Consider the following 16,430-nt stretch of genomic DNA (forward strand, 5'->3'; position numbering starts at 1 on the left):
GTTCCCCGAAGCATCGAGATTCTCCTGCCACCCGAAAACTTGCCGATCCTCGAATGGCTCGGTATCAAAACGTCAAATCACTGTGATGAACCAGTAGTCGGACGACAGAATGTCGAGCAGGCCCTCGCGGGCGAGATCGACAGCGGCGATGTTGCCGGAATGCGAGCCGCCGCGCACCACGTTGGGCGCGCCCATCAGGATGTCGATGCCGGCCGCATGCAGGCCGCGCGCGGCCTCCATCGTGGTCGGGAATTCTGCGACCGAGACGCGGTCGCGCACGGCGTCGACCACGTTCTCTTCCGTGGTGTCGTCGTGGCTCGCCAGCGGGATATTGTATTCATGCGCGAGCGCGACGATGGCGCGCATGTTGGTGGCGGCATAGGCTTTCTGGTTGGCGAAGCGCCGGGCGAAGAGCTCGTCGAGCTGGGCGTCGGTCATGCCGCCACCCTTGCCGCGATAGTAGTCGCGCAGCTTCACCTCGTCGCGGAACTGGCGCTGGCCGGGGGTGTGATCCATCAGCGACATCAGGCGTACGTCGGGCCGATCGATCAGCTCCTTCGCCTCGGCCACCACATCGGGCATCGGAATTTCGCAGCGCAGGTGCAGGAAGTGATCGGCACGAAGCAGATTGCCCTCGCGGGCCGCCGAGATCGCCGCCGCCAGAATGCCGGCGCGGCCGTCGACCTCCTCGGCACCATCCTCGCGCCAGACCCGGAGCGAGTCGAGGACCGTGGTGATGCCCGAGGTCGCGAGCTGCGCGTCATAGGAGATGACGGAGGCGACCGGGTCCCAAAACACTTTCGGGCGCGGCACGTAATGGGCTTCGAGATGATCGGTGTGCAGCTCGATCATGCCGGGCATGATGAGATCGCCGCCGGCATCCTCACTGCCATCGGGCGCGCTCCCCTCACCGAATTCGGCAATGCGGCCGGAGGCCAAGGCGACCCAGCCGCGCTCGATGACGCGGTCGGCCAGCACGAGGCGGGCATTGCCGATGATGGTCTCTCTTGCAGTCATCTCACCCCTTCCCTCTCATGCCGCTGCCCTCTCACGCCGCTGCAGCGAATGACGTGACATCCACGATTCGGTCTGCAATCAGATGACGGATCTCATCGTCATGCACGATCGCGACCATCGCGACGCCGCGGCGTTTCTTCTCTCCGATCAGTTCCACCACCACGGCGCGATTGGCCGCATCGAGCGAGGCCGTCGGCTCGTCCAGGAGCAGGATCGGCAGATCGGACACGAAGCCGCGGGCGATGTTGACGCGCTGCTGCTCGCCGCCGGAGAAGGTCGAGGGCGGCAGCGCCCAGAGCCTCTCGGGGATGTTGAGCCGGCGCAGCAGTGCCTTGGCCTTGTCGCGCGCTTCCGCGCGCGGCGTGCCGTTGGCGACCAGCGGCTCGGCGACGACGTCGATGGTCGCCACCCGCGGCACCGCACGCAGGAACTGGCTGACATAGCCGACGCTGGCGCGGCGCACGCTCAGGACCTGCCGCGGCTCGGCGCTGGCGAGATCGATCACCTTGCCCTGGTGGCGGATGTCGATCCGCCCGGTGTCGCAACGGTAGTTGCCGAAGATCATCTTCAGGATCGACGACTTGCCGGCGCCCGATGGCCCGGACAGCACCACGCATTCGCCCGGCTCGACATGGAACGAGACGTTGCTCACGACAGGCAGTTCGGCCCCACCCTGCAGATGCATGGTGAAGGTCTTTGCCGCGTTGGAGATTTCAATCATCGCAGTCATCGGCGCCCTCATGGCGGCAGGATCGAGGAAACGAGCAGTTGGGTATAGGGCTCGCGCGGGTCGTCGAGCACCTGGTCGGTCAGGCCGGTCTCGATGACGCGGCCGCCTTTCATCACCATCACCCGGTGCGACAATAGGCGCGCCACCGCGAGGTCATGCGTGACGACGATGGCGGCGAGGTTGAGCTCGCTGACGAGGTTGCGCATCAGATCGAGCAGGCGGGCCTGCACGGAGACGTCGAGCCCGCCGGTCGGCTCGTCCATGAACACCAGGCGCGGCGCAGTGACGAGGTTGCGCGCGATCTGCAGGCGCTGCCGCATGCCGCCGGAATAGGTTTTCGGCGCATCGTCGATGCGACCGATGTCGATCTCGACGCGTTCGAGCCACGTCGTTGCGGTATCGCGGATGCGGCCATAGTGATTCCAGCCGATCGCCATCAGCCGCTCGCCGACATTGGCGCCGGCGGAGACCGCCATGCGCAGCCCCTGCGCGGGGTCCTGATGCACATAGCCCCAATCGGTGCGGAACAAAAAGCGCCGCTCGGCTTCGCCGAGCGAAGCCAGATCACGCAGCACGCCGTCGCGCATGCGATAGGACACGCGGCCCGCGCTCGGCGCGAGCTGCGCCGACAATAGTTGCAGCAAGGTCGACTTGCCCGAGCCGGATTCGCCGACGATCGCCAGCACCTCGCCGGGATGGAGCGAGAACGACACGTCGCGGCAGGCGGCGAGCCGGCCGTAATTCTTTGACAGGCCGTCCGCGATCAGCAGCGGCTCGTCATCGTCGGGCATGGTCACCGGCTCAGACATGCGCCCTCTCCTTGTGCGGCGCTGCGCTCTGGTGGCCGCGATGGCCTTCGGCCTGGCGCTGCTCGCAATAGTCGGTGTCGGAGCAGACGAACATCCGCCCGCCCTTGTCGTCGGTGACGATCTCGTCGAGGTAGGAGTTCTCCGCGGCGCAGAGCGCGCAAGGCGCATCGAAGCGATACGGCTTGAACGGATGGTCCTCGAAATCGAGCGAGACTACGGTGGTGTAGGGCGGGATCGCGTAGATGCGCTTCTCGCGGCCGGCGCCGAACAATTGCAACGCCGCGCAATTGTCCATCTTCGGATTGTCGAATTTCGGCGTCGGCGACGGGTCCATCACGTAGCGCGCGTTCACCTTCACCGGATAGGCGTAGGCCGTGGCGATATGGCCGAAGCGCGCGATGTCCTCGTAGAGCTTGACATGCATCAAGCCGTATTCAGCGAGCGCATGCATGCGCCGCGTCTCGGTCTCGCGCGGTTCGAGGAAGCGCAGCGGTTCGGGGATCGGCACCTGATAGACCAGCACCTGCCCTTCACGCAGCGGCGCCTCGGGAATGCGATGGCGGGTCTGGATCACGGTTGCGTCCGTCGTCGACGTCGTGGTCGCAACGCTTGCGGTCTTGCCGAAGAATTTGCGGATCGAGATCGCGTTGGTGGTGTCGTCCGAGCCCTGGTCGATCACCTTCAAGACGTCATCGGGGCCGAGGATCGCAGCGGTGACCTGCACGCCGCCGGTGCCCCAGCCATAGGGCATCGGCATCTCGCGGCTTGCGAACGGCACCTGGTAGCCGGGAATCGCGATCGCCTTCAGGATCGCGCGGCGGATCATCCGCTTGGTCTGCTCGTCGAGATAGGCGAAATTATAGGATGGCGCGTTCAATCGGCGGCCTCCTGCAGCGGCTCCGATGTATTGGCCTCAGTGAATTCCTTGCGCAGCCGGCGCAGCAGACCGAGCTCGGACTGGAAGTCGACATAATGCGGCAACTTGAGATGCTCGACGAAGCCGGTCGCCTGCACATTGTCGGAATGCGACATCACGAATTCCTCGTCCTGCGCCGGCGCACTGACCTCCTCGCCAAGTTCGCGCGCGCGAAGCGAGCGATCGACCAGCGCCATCGACATGGTCTTGCGCTCGCTCTGGCCGAAGGCGAGCCCATAACCGCGGGTGAAGCACGGCGCTTCCGTCGCCGAGCCCTTGAACTGGTTGACCATCTGGCACTCGGTGAGTTCGATTCTCCCGAGCGGAACGGCGAAGCCTGCGTCTTCGGCGAAGAATTCGACATCGACCTCGCCGAACCGTATCTCGCCGGCGAAGGGATGGTTGCGGCCATAGCCGCGCTGGGTGGAATAGCCGAGCGCGAGCAGGAAACCTTCGTCGGCGCGGGCGAGATTCTGCAGCCGTAGATCGCGGTCGGCCGGGAAGCTGAGCGGCTCGCGCGTGAGGTCGCCGACCGGCGCGTCCGCCTCTGCTTGCGGTGACGGTTCGATCAGACCGTCATGGGCGAGGATGTCGGTGACGCGCGGTGTCTCAGTGGACGAAGTTTCGCCGGTCGCAGGCGCCTCCGGCACAAAACCCTCGGCAAGCTGCGGGTCGAGAAGGCGGTGGGTGTAGTCGAAGGTGGGCCCGAGGATCTGGCCGCCGGGAATGTCCTTGAACGTCGCGGAGATGCGGCGGCGGATCTGCATGTTGCCGGTATCGACCGGCTCGGTGGCGCCGAAGCGCGGCAGCGTGGCGCGGAAGGCGCGAACCAGGAAGATCGCCTCGATCATGTCGCCGCGCGCCTGCTTGATCGCGAGCGCGGCGAGCTCGCGGTCATAGAGCGAGCCTTCCGCCATGACGCGATCGACGCCGAGCGCAAGCTGTTCGGAGATCTGCGCAAGCGTGAGCTCCGGCACCTCCCCGTCGCCGCGCCGTTCATGCGCGAGCAGGCGATGGGCGTTCTCTATGGCGCGTTCGCCGCCCTTGACCGCAACGTACATCGTCAGTCCTTCCCATGAGCGAGCCGCGTGGTGCGCGGGATCGCGACAATCTCTTCGCCCGCGACCAGCACGACGTCGATGCCGCGCGGGAACAGCGTGGCGTTGACGGCGAGCCGATCGAACAGATCGCGCGGCTCAATGCTCGCGGTCAGCACAGTCGAGCCGTCGATGCCGGGGCCGCGCAGTTCGTAGGCCACGCCGTGCGACAGGCTGCCAATCTGCAGGATCAGCGTGGTCGAGCTATCAGGGTATTCGCTGCTGCCGAGCGCGAAACAATCAAGCGCGGAAAGATTTTTGGGATCGCCGATCAGCGCAAAGCCCGCAATCGCGGGATCGCCGGTGATGGGCGCGCCGGTGTGGAACTTGAGCCATTTGGCGATGTCGGGGGTCGACATCGCGCCATCGAGCCAAATCGGCGTGTCATGATCGAACAGCATCAGCGCGATCGCGGCCGTGCCGTGCATCACGCCGGAAGGCGCGCCGGCCGATGCCGCGATTCGCTGCACCGTTCCCGGACGCGCCATCGCGTTCATTACGGAACGGAACGTCGCCTGCGCCGACAACACCTTGTCGGAGAAGCCCGGCGGCAGTTCGGCAACCGTCGTCATGTCCTTAGCCCTCGCCGCGCACCATGGTGTAGAAATCAACCCGCGTCGCCGCCGTCTCCGCGTCCGCCCGGCTTCGTTTCGCGATCATGGCCGTGCGCAGCGGCGCGATCACTTCCTGTTCGACCGCGTCGGCAAAGTCGTCCGATTGCGCCATGGCGTCGCACAACGCGATCAGCCGCGCCTTCTCGTGGTCGCGCCCGAGCGTGTAGCCGAAGCCGACCTGGCCGGTCGAAAGCAGCACCGCCGAGCGCGAGACGGTCGCCTCGCCGAGATTGAAGTGAGCGCCGTCGCCGCCGATCCGACCGCGCACCATCACGAGGCCGTTCTCCGGCTCGCGCAAAGTTTTGTGATCGGGCAGCGCCATCGCTCTGAGCCGGGCCGAAATTTCGGCGGCGTCCGACTGTGCGAGCACCGCCATTCCCGCTCTGCGCTGCGCCCGCCTGCTGTCTTGCTCGGTTTTCGTCATGTCGCGGAACCTTGCCTGACTGAAGTTGTCTATGATAATAGACAACTTGATAAGCAAACGCCATGACTGTTTCATGACAGAGCCATGATTTTCGACAGGACTGGGTTTCCGATATGAGCCTGCAGGACACCACCTCATCGGGCGTCGCGCTGTGGCGACTGGTCGCCGACGGCATCGAGCGCGGCATCGCCGAAGGCCGCTTTGCCGCCGGCGAGAAGCTGCCGGGCGAAATGGAGATCGCGGAGACCTACCGCGTGAACCGGCACACGGTGCGGCGCGCCCTGGCGGCGCTCGCCGAGCGCGGATTGGTGCGCGCCGAGCGCGGCAGCGGCACTTATGTCGAGGTGCAGAAAATCGCCTATCCGCTGCGCTCGCGCACGCGGTTCTCGGAGATCGTCGGCGCCGGCGGCCGTGAGCCGCGCGGGCAATTGATCGATGCGTCGGAAGACGTGGCGAGCCGGGACCTGGCGCGGGAACTCGGACTGAAGGTCGGCGCGCCATTAGTCCGGATCGAGTCGCTGCGGTTCGCCGACCGCGCACCGATCTGCATCTCCACCTCCTGGCTTTCAGCCGAGCGCTTTCCGGGCGCGGGAGAGGTGTTCGCCAGCGTCCGCTCGATGACGAAGCTGCTCGAACATTTTGGCATCCGCGACTATCGCCGCGCCTCGACGCGGATCACCGCCGGCATCGTCGACGCCACCGACGCGGCGCGGCTCGACCTCGCGCTCGGCCGCCCGATCCTGGTGGTCGACTCGACCGACGTCGATCCGGACGACAAGCCGCTGGTGACAAAGCGCTCGCGCTTCGCCGCCGAGCGCGTGGAGTTTTTGGTGGAGAACGGGTGAGATTTTGTAGGGTGGGCAAAGCGAAGCGTGCCCACCATTCCGAGCGGAGTGCTTGATGGTGGGCACGCTTCGCTTTGCCCACCCTACGGAACCGCGGTTAGGCTCACGCCACCGCGCGCTGGCCGATGATGGCGAAGCGGAGTTTTGTCGATATCCAGTCGATCACGGCGACCGCGACCAGGATCATCAAGATCAGGAACGAGACCTTCTGCCATTCCAGGACGCGGATCTGCTCGGCGAGCTGCAGCCCGATGCCGCCGGCGCCGACGATGCCGATGATGGTGGCCGAACGCGTGTTCGACTCGATGTAATAGAGCACCTGCCCCGCGATCACGGGCAGCACCTGCGGGATCAGGCCGAAGCGGATCTCGTGCAGCGCGCTGCCGCCGGAAGCTCTGATACCCTCGACCTGCTTCTTGTCGGCCTCCTCAATGGCCTCAGAGAACAATTTGCCGAAGGCGCCGAAGTCCGACACCGCGATGGCGAGCACGCCGGCAAACGGGCCGAGGCCGACGACATTAATCCACACCAAGGCCCAGATGAGCTGGTCGACGCCGCGGATCGAATCCAGGAAGCGCCGCACCGGAAAACGGAAGATGGCTGACGGCACGATGTTGCGCGCGGCGAGCAGGCTGACCGGCAGCGCCAGGAACGCGGCGATCGTGGTGCCGAGCAGCGCGATCGACAGCGTCTCGCCGAGCGCGGAGAGATAGGTCGGCGGCGATGAGCCGGGATCGGGCGGGATCATCATCAACGTGATCCAGCTGAGCTCGCGCAGGCCGCTCACCAGCTTGGTCGGCGAGAAGTCGAGATCGAACAGTCCGAAGACGAAGACCGCGAACGCCGCCAGCAGCATCAAGGGCGTGGCGAGGCGCGCCGAGGCCGGGCGCTCGAAAACATCTGGATATTTCGTCCGCAGCGCCAGCGAATCCGGCTTCGGCAATTGGCTCATGCCCGCGCCTCCTTGCCGAACAGTTTTGCGCGCAGCCAGCCGGTGGTGATGTCGATCACGAACACGGTGACGATGATGGTGACCAGGATGGCGCTGACGTCGGAATAGTAGAATTTGCGGATCGCGACCACGAGCTCCTGCCCGATGCCGCCGGCGCCGACAAAGCCCATCACCGACGCCTGGCGCACATTGATCTCGAAGCGCAACAGCGCATAGCTGGCATAGCCCGCTGAAACCTGAGGCAGCACCGCAAAGCGCATGCAGGAGAGCCAGCTCGCGCCGGTCGAGCGGATGCCTTCCACCGGCTTCATGTCGGCATTCTCGACGATCTCGGAGAACAATTTGCCGAGCGCGCCGGTCGAGTGCACGGCGATCGCCAGCACGCCCGCCATCGGCCCGAGGCCGAACGCGATCACGAACACCAACGCGAACACGATGCCGGGCACGGTGCGGGCGAATTCGAGCAGGCGGCGGACGACGAAGCGCAGCCACGGCCCGGGCGAGGTATTCTGCGCGGCGAAGAAGTTCAGCGCGAACGCAAAGACGGCGCCGGTCAGCGTGCCGACATAGCTGATCAAAATGGTCTCGGCGAGCAGCTTCAGCCATTGCTTCCAGCCCCAGAACCATTCGCCGAAATCGGTCCAGACCCGCTGGCCGTTATCGAGCGTGAGGATGCGGTCGAAATAGGAGACGAAGTTGCCGAAATAGGTGAAAAGCGTGCGCAGGTTCACTTCGGCGCCGATGCCAGCGACGACGAGCGCCGCGATAAACACCGCCGCCGCCAGCATCATCTTCAGCCGCTTGCGCGCGACCGCCTTGCGATAGGCCTCGTTCAGCGCCGCGAGCTGCTGAGCGGGAAGGATGGATACGGCGGTGGTCATCGGATCTGCTGCTTGCCCTCAATGGAAACAGGCCGGGTCGCAATCGACCCGGCCTGCGTAGTTCGTGTCAACCGATCAGGACGCCTTCTTCTTGCGCAGGGTGTCGACGAACTTGATCAGCTCGATCGTGCCGTCCCAATCCTTGGTGGTCGCGGGGTGGAAGCCCTTCTTCTGGCCGTCCGAGAGCTTGTCGAACATCACCTTGTCCTTGGCCGGCGCCTCGAAGAAGGCCTTTGCGATCGCGGCCTTCAGATCGTCGGGAAGATCGGTGTTATAGGCATAGGGTCCGTTGATGATCTCGGCCGACTTGTTGATGATGCGGAAATCTTCCTTCTTCATCGGCGAGCCGTCGGCATTCTTCAGCATGCCCTTGTGCAGCATCTGGGCGAGCGTGGAGTCGTCGTCGCTGGTCCACTGGTTGGCGGCGACGTCGACGGTGCCTTGCGAAAGCGCGAGGACCGCGTTCTCGTGGCTGCCGGTGAAGACGACCTTGCTGAAATAGGCTTCGGCGTCCGGAATGCCCTTCTTGTTCAGCTCGAAGCGCGGCACGTTGTTGCCCGAGGTTGAGTTCGGATCGACGAGGCCGAGGTTCTTGCCCTTCACGTCCTCGACGGTCTTGTACGGGCTGGTCGCCTTGACGAAGAACACCGAGTAGTAGCCGGTCGAGCCGTCGGCATTGATGTCGTTTGCGAAGGCGTCGGTCTTGACGCCGGTCAGCCGCGCGCGGGCAAAGGAGGCCGAACCGTAGCTGGCGATCTGGATGTTGCCGGAGCGCTGGCCCTCGATCACCGCAGCATAATCGTTGGCGATGCGCAGCGTGACCTTCACGCCGAGTTCCTTGGAGAGATAGTTGACGAACGGCGTCCAGCGCTCGGTGACGCCGGACGCGTTTTCAGCCGGCACGACCGCGAAGGTCAGCTCCGGATATTTGGCCTTCCAGTCTTGCGCCGACGCGGACGCGGTGAGCGCGAGCGCGGCAGCGCCGGCGAGAACGATGCGACGAGTGATCATGTTTACCCCTGCTGTTATGGTAGCGCTTGGAACATGATCTTTTCGGATCATGCTCTAGAGGCCGACTGCACCTGCAGCGGCTTTCCCTGGATCAAGGTTGCGACGTTCAGGCCGCGGCTGCGGTGCCGAGCGCCGGAGCTGTTGCGGCATCGGGCGCAGGCATTGGCGCCCCGCCGATGACATCATTGGCCTCGAGATCGTAGAGCTCGCGGGCGACGTGATCGGTCAGCATCGACGGCTGACCATCGAACACCACGCGGCCTGCCGCCATGCCGATCAGGCGGTCGCAATAGCTGCGCGCCAGATCGAGCGAATGCAGGTTGCAGAGCACGGTGATGCCGAAATGCTTGTTGATGCGCAGCAGCGCGTCCATCACGATCTTGGTATTGCGCGGATCGAGCGAGGCGATCGGCTCGTCTGCGAGGATGATATCGGGCTCCTGCACCAGCGCGCGGGCGATCGCGACGCGCTGTTGCTGGCCGCCGGAGAGCTGGTCGGCGCGCTGAGCGGCGAACTGCGCGATGTCGAACTGCTCGAGCGCCGACATCGCGAGCGCCCTGTCTTGCTCGGGCCAAAGCTGGGTCAGCGAGCGCCAGGCCGGGATTTCGGCAAGGCGGCCCATCAGCACATTGGTCAGCACGTCGAGCCGGCCGACCAGATTGAACTGCTGAAAGATCATCGCCGAACGCGCGCGCCACTGCCGCAGCGCCTTGCCGCGCAGTGCGGTGACGTCGACACCTTCGAACAGGATGCGGCCTTCGGTCGGATCGGCGAGACGGTTGACCATCCGCAACAATGTCGACTTGCCAGCGCCCGAGCGGCCGATCACGCCGACGAAACTACCGGGCTGAACCGAGAACGAAGCATTGTCCACCGCGGCTTTTGTGCCGAAACGGCACGTCAAACCTTCCACCACCAGCATGCAGTGCTCCGAACCCGTCACGTCGCGTAACGGCTAACGCCGCTGAATTACAGTTGTGTGACAAACGCGCTGCAGTGCGGCGATCCTCCACACCGTCGGCAATGTCACCCATCTGTCACGCTAATGTTATGAAGCGCATCGAAGACGTGCCCTCCCCGCAACCGTTCGAGAGGCGAAGATGGCCGGCAAGATGCTTTCCGTTGTACCGACCATTGATCCCACCGCATCGGTGCGGGACAGCCAGCTTGGCGCCTATACCGAGGTCGGAGCGCGAACCATCCTGCTCGGAGTCACGATGAGCGACTATTCGTATGTCGTGAACGACGCGCAGCTCACTTACACCACGATTGGTAAATTCTGCTCGATCGCGGCGATGACACGGATCAATCCCGGCAATCATCCGATGCATCGTGCGTCGCAGGCGCATTTCACCTATCGCGCCAGCGCATACTTCCCGGGCGAACATGACGAGGCCGAATTCTTCGAATGGCGCCGAGAGCACCGCGTGCATATCGGCCATGACGTCTGGATCGGACATGGCGCGATCATCCTGCCCGGACGCTCGATCGGAACCGGCGCGGTGGTCGCGGCTGGCGCGATCGTGACCAAGGATGTTCCCGCCTATACCATCGTCGCCGGCAATCCGGCGCGGCCGCTCCACAAGCGCTTTCCCGACGACATCACCAGCCGCCTTGCGGCGCTCGCCTGGTGGGACTGGGATCACGAAATGTTGCGCCAAGCGCTGCCGGATTTCCGCAAGCTGGTTGTCGAGGACTTCCTCGCAAAGTATGAAGCGTTGAACACGCCAACAGCCCGCCGGAGTGCCATCTCGTGACCGACATTATTATCGAACGCGGCAAGGCGCTCGTTGACGGCGAACTTGTCGAAACGCGGCTGCGGACCGCGGGCCTGGACATCGCAGCCCTCGGCGGAGATGGAGACGGTCGCGATGCGCTCGGCATCGACGCGCGTGATCTCTTGGTGCTGCCCGGCATCGTCGACCTGCATGGCGACGCTTTCGAGCGGCAGATGATGCCGCGCGCCGGCGTCGATTTCCCGATCGACGTGGCGCTCGCCGACAGCGACCGGCAGGCGATCTCAAACGGAATCACGACGGTGTTCCACGCCACGACCTGGTCGTGGGAGCCGGGTCTGCGCAGCGCCGACAATGCGCGCAGACTGCTGGAGGCGATCGAGCAGATGCGCCCGCACCTTGCAGCCGACACGCGCTTCCATCTGCGCCACGAGACCTACAATCTCGACGCCGAAGCAGAGATCATCGGCTGGCTCGCGGAGGGCCGCGTCGACCTGTTCGCGTTCAACGACCACATGGATGGGACGATCGGGGACCTGGCAAGGCCGCGGAAGCGCAACCGGATGGTGGAGCGCACCGGACTTTCGGCCGAGGACTTCGACCAGTTGGTCACACGCGTGGTGTCGCGCGCGCACGAGGTGCCGGCCTCAGTCTCCCGCCTCGCGGGCGCGGCGCGTTCGGCCAATGTCCGCATGCTCTCGCATGACGACAACAGCCCCGAGATGCGCAAAGGCTTTCGCGACCAGGGCGTCGGCATCGCCGAATTCCCTGTCAACGAAGAGACCGCGCGCGAGGCGGCGGCCGCCGGCGATCACATCGTGTACGGCGCGCCGAATGTCGTGCGCGGCGGCAGCCATACCGGCTGGACCAAAGCGTCCGACATGATCGCCAAGGGTCTCTGCTCGGTACTGGCCTCGGACTATTACTATCCGGCGCAATTGCTGGCGGCCTTCCGCCTTGCCGCGGATGGCATTCTGCCGCTGGAAAAGGCGTGGGACCTGATCTCGGCAGCGCCGGCGCGCGCCGCCGGGCTCGACGACCGCGGCGTGCTCGCCGAAGGTCGCCGCGCCGACATGATCATCGTCGACGACAAGGTTCCGCTGCGGCCTCGCATTGTCGCGGTGATATCAGCGGGACGTCTCGTGCATCTGGCCGACGCCAGCCGGCTCACCTATTCAACAGCACCGCGCAAAGCGGTTGCTGCCGCTTGACGCTCCCAGGTCTTACGACGATGGCCAACTTTCCGCGTTACGCCCTCTACTATGCGCCGGCACCAGCCAGTGCGCTCGATCGTTTCGGCGCCAAGATGCTCGGCTACGATGCCTATCATGGCAGCGACCTGCCTTTTCCCGAGGGCTTGCCGCCGGACTGGCGCGAGGTCACGCAGGACCCTCGCAAATACGGCTTTCATGCCACGCTGAAAGCGCCGATTGCGCTGGCGGAAGGAAAGACCGAAGCCGATTTGATTGGCGCATGCGAGGCTTTCGCCGATACGCCGCGGCCAATTCCCGTGATCGAATCCATCATCGATTCGATCAGCGGCTTCATCGCGATGATCCCGGCAAAGCCGTCGGCGGAGTTGCAGCAGCTCGCGGCCGACGTGACGCGCGACTTCGACTCATTCCGCGCGCCGCTGACGCCTCAGGATCGCGCAAGGCGAAATCCCGAGCGATTGACGCCGCGGCAGGTCGAATATCTCGACCGCTGGGGCTACCCTTACGTGATGGAAGAATTCCGCTTCCACATGACGCTCACCGGACGGTTGGAAGCCGAGCGCCGTGAAGTCGTGGTACCGATGCTGCGAGAGCGCTTTGCCTCTGTGCGGCTCGCAACGCTCGCGATCGACCGGCTCGCGTTGTTTCGCCAGGACGATGCCGCATCGCGCTTCCGCATCATCGCACATTGGCCGCTTACGCCGTCGTCCCGGGCTTGACCCGTAGCCCGGGTGGGGCGGAACGCGTAACCCGGGGTCTCTGCCTCAGCGTCTACCAGCGGTCCCGGGTTGCGCTGCGCTTCACCCGGGCTACGACTTACTCGTCCGTTTCTTCCGGTCTTGTGCGGGCAATGATTTCGGCGGCGCCCTTGTCGAGCAACTCCAGTCCGACGGCGCGGCCGAGTTCGCGGGGGTGGTCGGCGGGGCCGGTGCGCGATGCCTCGATGAAGCGGTCGCCGGTTTCATCCAGCACCGAGGCGCGCAAAATCAACTCGCCGCCGGCAAGCGTCGCATGGCCGGCGATCGGCGAATTGCAGTGGCCGTTCAGGATCCACAGCACCTCGCGCTCGGCTTCGGCAGCAAGGCGCGATGACCCATTCTCGATCTTGGCAAGACGGGCGCGCGTCGCAAAATCGTTCGCCGCGCATTCGACGGCGACGATGCCCTGCCCGACTGCCGGCAGCATCTCGTCGACCGGGAAGTCATAGGCGATGCGCTCTGCACGCCCGATGCGCTCGAGCCCCGAGCGCGCCATCACCAGCGCATCCGCCGGGCCGACCTCGCCGCCATCGGGCAGGCGCTGCTTGTCGCCACGATCGAGCTTGGCAATGCGGGTGTCGGCGGCGCCGCGAAAATGGATCACGCTTGCTTCAGGAAACAGCCTGCGCAAGTAAGCCGCGCGGCGCACCGCGTTGGTGCCGATCTTGAAACCCTTGCCGCGGCTTGCACGAAAGCTTTCCAGCGAAAGACCGGGACGCAGCACCAGGCAGTCGGTTGCGGCGTCGCGCGGCAGGGTGGCGCCGATCACGAGGCCCGGCGTTTCCTCATTGCCGGGCACATCCTTCAGCGAATGCATCGCGGCCTGCAGCTCGCCCGCGCGCATCGCCTCGCGGATCTCGGCGACGAAAGCGCCGCCCTTGCCGCCATGGCGCAGCAACTTGCTGGTCTGGTCCTGATCGCCGCGGGTTTCGAACCTGACAATCTCGACGGTCAAGTCGGAAGCCGACGCACGCAATAGGCGCGCGACCTCCTCGGTCTGCGCCATCGCCATGGCCGTCTTGCGCGTGCCGATGCGTAAGGTCTGTCCCGCCACGATGTCTCCGTTCGAGCCGCCGATAAAGCCGAGGGATTAGAGCAAAAGCCCAATCAAAACAACGCTTTTCGCCGCGTTTTCCGGGAAGGAATGGGCCGGTGAAGGAAGCGCGTCAATCCAGGTCGCTCACGACCTGAACGCCGGCCGCCGCCATTGCCGCATGCGCAGCCGCAAGCGAGCCGGAAAGATCGATCGCCCGGCAGCCGGATTCCACGACCACGGTTTCGAAGCCGAGGCGGCGCGCATCCAGCGCGGAATAATGGACGCAATAGTCGGTGGCGAGCCCGGCCATGAAGATCCGCTTCAGTCCGCGCTCGCGCAAATAGCCGGCAAGGCCGGTCGGCGTGGTGCGGTCGTTCTCGTGGAAGGCGGAATAGGAATCGATTGCGGAGCGAAAGCCTTTTCGGATCACAAGCTCCGCTTTGTCGGTCGAAAGCTGCGGGTGGAACGCGGCGCCCGCCGTGCCCTGCACGCAATGCTCCGGCCACAGCGTCTGCGGACCGTAGGGCATGGTGATGGTTTCGAACGGCGCGGAGCCCTGGTGTGAGGTCGCAAAGGAGCTGTGGCCTCGCGGATGCCAATCCTGTGTCAGCACCACATGATCGAACCGCCCAGCGAGCCGGTTGACGACAGGCACCACCGCATCGCCGTCGGCTACGGCCAGCGCGCCGCCGGGGCAGAAATCATTCTGCACGTCGATGATGAGGAGCAGGTCGTCGGGGTGAATTCGCATGGGCAGCTCGGCTCTATCTGTTGGCCTAGCTTAGCTGAAAAGTCGCGGCCCCGCAGCAGACAACCGCGCCCGTCAGGTCCCGATGCGCAGCGAGGCGCGCTGCTTGCGCAGGCAGGCGATCACGGACAGCGCGGTGATGCGGCCGGTGCGCGGGTTTTCCGACGGGACGTTCTCGATCGTCATCGAGAAGCGCGCCGAATCGGAGTCCACCTCGATGCGGTGGGTGTTGCGCGTCACGGCCGGGTCGGCCCAGATTTCCACCCGGGTGCGGTCGGGGCCGATACCGGCAAGCGACAGCGCCACGGCGACGTTCAGGTTGGCCGGAAAGCCCTTCGCCGCCTCGCGCGCGGTTCCTTCGAAAATCCGCAGCGGCTCGGCGAGCCCTTCAACGCTGATGTCGTTCTCGACCAGATAAGGCGCGCCGACGAGCCCCAGCGGCGGCTTCCGCGTCACCAGCCGGACCGAATGGATGGTGCCCTCCGCCGCGGCAGTCACGGCGTCGAGCCCGATCAGGGCGCCGGTCGGCACCACGATCTGGCCGCCGTTCTTCCGCGCAAGCGCGATCAGGTCTTCGTTCTGGAGCAGTGCGCCGACGCTGAGCACGACCGCGGTCTTGCCGCGCTCGACCACCGGCGCCACGATCGAACGCACCAGCCTGCTCGGCGCGCATTCGACCACGATGTCGGCGGCATCGGCGAGTTCCTCGATCGGCAGGACCTTTGGCGGAGTTGTCAGGTCATTGAGCCAGGCCTGGTGCTTGGCGACGTTCTGCGCGGAGACCGCGCTGAGCGCCAATCCCTCGATGCCGCGATCCAGTTCCTTCACCACGCTCGCGCCGATCGCACCGAGGCCTGCCACGGCCACGCGTGCCCCGGGTCGCGTGCTGTTCGAGTCCACCATCCGACTGCTCCAAGGACAGATGGCTGTCCTGTCCCGCACTGGCGGCCGGGTGTCAATTGCCGATTGGATGGATCAGGCAATCACCGGCCATCGTCAGGCGAGCTTGGGATAGGTTGCCTTGTCGAAGAAGCTTGCGCCGGCAACATATTTGCGGCCCGGCGACATGTCAGGCTTTTCTTCGCCCTCGCCGCCGCACTCGAAGGTCAGTTCGAGCTGCACGCCGCTGGGGTCATAGACGAACAACTGCCAGAGCGTGGTGCCGGGCACGATGAATTCGCGCCAGTCGAGCCCCGCCGCCTTGAAGCGCGAGACGAAGGAGCGATAGCCGGAGCAGGACAGCGAGACATGGTCGATCGCCGCCGTTCCCGCCGGCGCCTTGCCTTCGGGGCCGAGCGCGGGACCGCCGGCATAGATGTGCATGATCGCGAGCCCGCCGGGCTGCGGGCAACCGAGCCAGGCGCCGGGATAGCCGAAATCGGGACGTGCGAATTCGCGAAGCCCGATGATCTCGGTGTAGAATTTCCGCGTTGCCGCCAAATTCTCGGTCTTGATGGCGATGTGATAGAGCCCGTGCACGGTTGCGATCGGCAGCGTCGGTTCGGCTCTGGTCATGACGTTGATCTCCTCAAATCCTTGGCCGCTCATTCCACGGCGTGATGACGTTTCTTCACCTCGCCCCGCTTGCGGGGAGAGGTCGAAATTCAAGCGCAGCTTGAATTTCGGGTGAGGGGGAGCCTCC

18 protein-coding genes and 1 pseudogene are annotated in these 16,430 nt (G+C 65.1%); 4 read left to right on the top strand and 15 right to left on the bottom strand.

Annotated elements, in window-relative coordinates; translation table 11 throughout:
• Window positions 1-93: 93 nt before the first annotated feature.
• From AAFX91_RS01650 to phnG, 7 genes and pseudogenes are all read right to left on the bottom strand, one after another.
• Window positions 94-1,017, bottom strand: a pseudogene (locus AAFX91_RS01650) (alpha-D-ribose 1-methylphosphonate 5-triphosphate diphosphatase); the annotation flags it as partial.
• 31 nt (window positions 1,018-1,048) lie between these two features.
• The gene (gene phnL, locus AAFX91_RS01655; protein ID WP_394565360.1) at window positions 1,049-1,747 is read right to left on the bottom strand and encodes a phosphonate C-P lyase system protein PhnL; all 699 of its coding nucleotides are present in this window, start codon (window positions 1,745-1,747) and stop codon (window positions 1,049-1,051) included.
• A gap of 8 nt (window positions 1,748-1,755) precedes the next feature.
• On the bottom strand, window positions 1,756-2,556 hold the full coding sequence (gene phnK, locus AAFX91_RS01660) for a phosphonate C-P lyase system protein PhnK (RefSeq protein WP_130579912.1): 801 nt from the start codon (window positions 2,554-2,556) through the stop codon (window positions 1,756-1,758).
• Window positions 2,549-3,433, bottom strand: a complete 885-nt coding sequence (locus tag AAFX91_RS01665; protein WP_394565361.1) for an alpha-D-ribose 1-methylphosphonate 5-phosphate C-P-lyase PhnJ — start codon at window positions 3,431-3,433, stop codon at window positions 2,549-2,551. The genes phnK and AAFX91_RS01665 overlap by 8 nt, the downstream gene beginning before the upstream one ends.
• Window positions 3,430-4,533: a carbon-phosphorus lyase complex subunit PhnI gene (locus tag AAFX91_RS01670; RefSeq protein WP_394565362.1), complete on the bottom strand. Its 1,104-nt coding sequence runs from the start codon at window positions 4,531-4,533 to the stop codon at window positions 3,430-3,432. Before AAFX91_RS01670 ends, AAFX91_RS01665 begins: the two co-directional genes overlap by 4 nt.
• A 2-nt stretch (window positions 4,534-4,535) precedes the next feature.
• Window positions 4,536-5,141 carry a phosphonate C-P lyase system protein PhnH gene (gene phnH / locus AAFX91_RS01675; RefSeq protein WP_394565363.1) on the bottom strand — a complete coding sequence of 202 codons (606 nt, stop codon included), beginning with the start codon at window positions 5,139-5,141 and terminating at the stop codon, window positions 4,536-4,538.
• A 4-nt stretch (window positions 5,142-5,145) separates the two neighbouring features.
• Window positions 5,146-5,607 (bottom strand): phosphonate C-P lyase system protein PhnG, encoded by a 462-nt coding sequence (gene phnG / locus AAFX91_RS01680; protein ID WP_130579926.1) that lies wholly within the window; start codon window positions 5,605-5,607, stop codon window positions 5,146-5,148.
• Between the two features lie 113 nt (window positions 5,608-5,720).
• Between phnG and phnF the strand changes: the two genes are divergently transcribed.
• Window positions 5,721-6,452: a phosphonate metabolism transcriptional regulator PhnF gene (phnF, locus tag AAFX91_RS01685; protein ID WP_282529242.1), complete on the top strand. Its 732-nt coding sequence runs from the start codon at window positions 5,721-5,723 to the stop codon at window positions 6,450-6,452.
• A gap of 103 nt (window positions 6,453-6,555) precedes the next feature.
• Here phnF and phnE (AAFX91_RS01690) read toward each other — a convergent pair whose 3' ends face one another.
• The 4 genes from phnE (AAFX91_RS01690) to phnC all read right to left on the bottom strand — a co-directional run bounded on the left by phnE (AAFX91_RS01690) (window position 6,556) and on the right by phnC (window position 10,218).
• The gene (gene phnE, locus AAFX91_RS01690; protein ID WP_394565364.1) at window positions 6,556-7,404 is read right to left on the bottom strand and encodes a phosphonate ABC transporter, permease protein PhnE; all 849 of its coding nucleotides are present in this window, start codon (window positions 7,402-7,404) and stop codon (window positions 6,556-6,558) included.
• Window positions 7,401-8,285, bottom strand: a complete 885-nt coding sequence (gene phnE / locus AAFX91_RS01695; RefSeq protein WP_394565365.1) for a phosphonate ABC transporter, permease protein PhnE — start codon at window positions 8,283-8,285, stop codon at window positions 7,401-7,403. The genes phnE (AAFX91_RS01690) and phnE (AAFX91_RS01695) overlap by 4 nt, the downstream gene beginning before the upstream one ends.
• A 75-nt stretch (window positions 8,286-8,360) precedes the next feature.
• A complete protein-coding gene (gene phnD / locus AAFX91_RS01700) occupies window positions 8,361-9,296 on the bottom strand; it encodes a phosphonate ABC transporter substrate-binding protein (RefSeq protein WP_394565366.1) in 936 nt (311 codons plus the stop codon).
• 106 nt (window positions 9,297-9,402) lie between these two features.
• Window positions 9,403-10,218, bottom strand: a complete 816-nt coding sequence (gene phnC, locus AAFX91_RS01705; protein WP_130580473.1) for a phosphonate ABC transporter ATP-binding protein — start codon at window positions 10,216-10,218, stop codon at window positions 9,403-9,405.
• A gap of 178 nt (window positions 10,219-10,396) precedes the next feature.
• Between phnC and AAFX91_RS01710 the strand changes: the two genes are divergently transcribed.
• Genes AAFX91_RS01710 through AAFX91_RS01720 form a run of 3 tightly spaced genes read left to right on the top strand, consistent with a single transcriptional unit; the run spans window position 10,397 to window position 12,965 of the window.
• Window positions 10,397-11,053 (top strand): DapH/DapD/GlmU-related protein, encoded by a 657-nt coding sequence (locus AAFX91_RS01710; RefSeq protein ID WP_130580474.1) that lies wholly within the window; start codon window positions 10,397-10,399, stop codon window positions 11,051-11,053.
• Window positions 11,050-12,243 (top strand): alpha-D-ribose 1-methylphosphonate 5-triphosphate diphosphatase, encoded by a 1,194-nt coding sequence (locus AAFX91_RS01715; protein ID WP_282529238.1) that lies wholly within the window; start codon window positions 11,050-11,052, stop codon window positions 12,241-12,243. Before AAFX91_RS01710 ends, AAFX91_RS01715 begins: the two co-directional genes overlap by 4 nt.
• A gap of 20 nt (window positions 12,244-12,263) precedes the next feature.
• Entirely contained in the window at window positions 12,264-12,965 is a 702-nt protein-coding gene (locus AAFX91_RS01720; protein ID WP_130580476.1) for a DUF1045 domain-containing protein, read from the top strand.
• Between the two features lie 97 nt (window positions 12,966-13,062).
• On the opposite strand, the gene hemC is transcribed toward AAFX91_RS01720, so the two are convergent.
• The 4 genes from hemC to AAFX91_RS01740 form a co-directional block, all read right to left on the bottom strand.
• Window positions 13,063-14,058, bottom strand: coding sequence for a hydroxymethylbilane synthase (gene hemC, locus AAFX91_RS01725; RefSeq protein WP_282529236.1), 996 nt, complete (start codon window positions 14,056-14,058; stop codon window positions 13,063-13,065).
• Between the two features lie 112 nt (window positions 14,059-14,170).
• Window positions 14,171-14,791 (bottom strand): bifunctional nicotinamidase/pyrazinamidase, encoded by a 621-nt coding sequence (gene pncA, locus AAFX91_RS01730; RefSeq protein ID WP_394565367.1) that lies wholly within the window; start codon window positions 14,789-14,791, stop codon window positions 14,171-14,173.
• A gap of 72 nt (window positions 14,792-14,863) precedes the next feature.
• Window positions 14,864-15,691, bottom strand: a complete 828-nt coding sequence (locus AAFX91_RS01735; protein WP_394565368.1) for an aspartate dehydrogenase — start codon at window positions 15,689-15,691, stop codon at window positions 14,864-14,866.
• A gap of 93 nt (window positions 15,692-15,784) precedes the next feature.
• Window positions 15,785-16,303, bottom strand: coding sequence for a VOC family protein (locus tag AAFX91_RS01740; RefSeq protein ID WP_130580480.1), 519 nt, complete (start codon window positions 16,301-16,303; stop codon window positions 15,785-15,787).
• Window positions 16,304-16,430 lie beyond the last annotated feature (127 nt).

The organism is Bradyrhizobium sp. 31Argb (assembly GCF_043638955.1).
GTDB lineage: Bacteria > Pseudomonadota > Alphaproteobacteria > Rhizobiales > Xanthobacteraceae > Bradyrhizobium.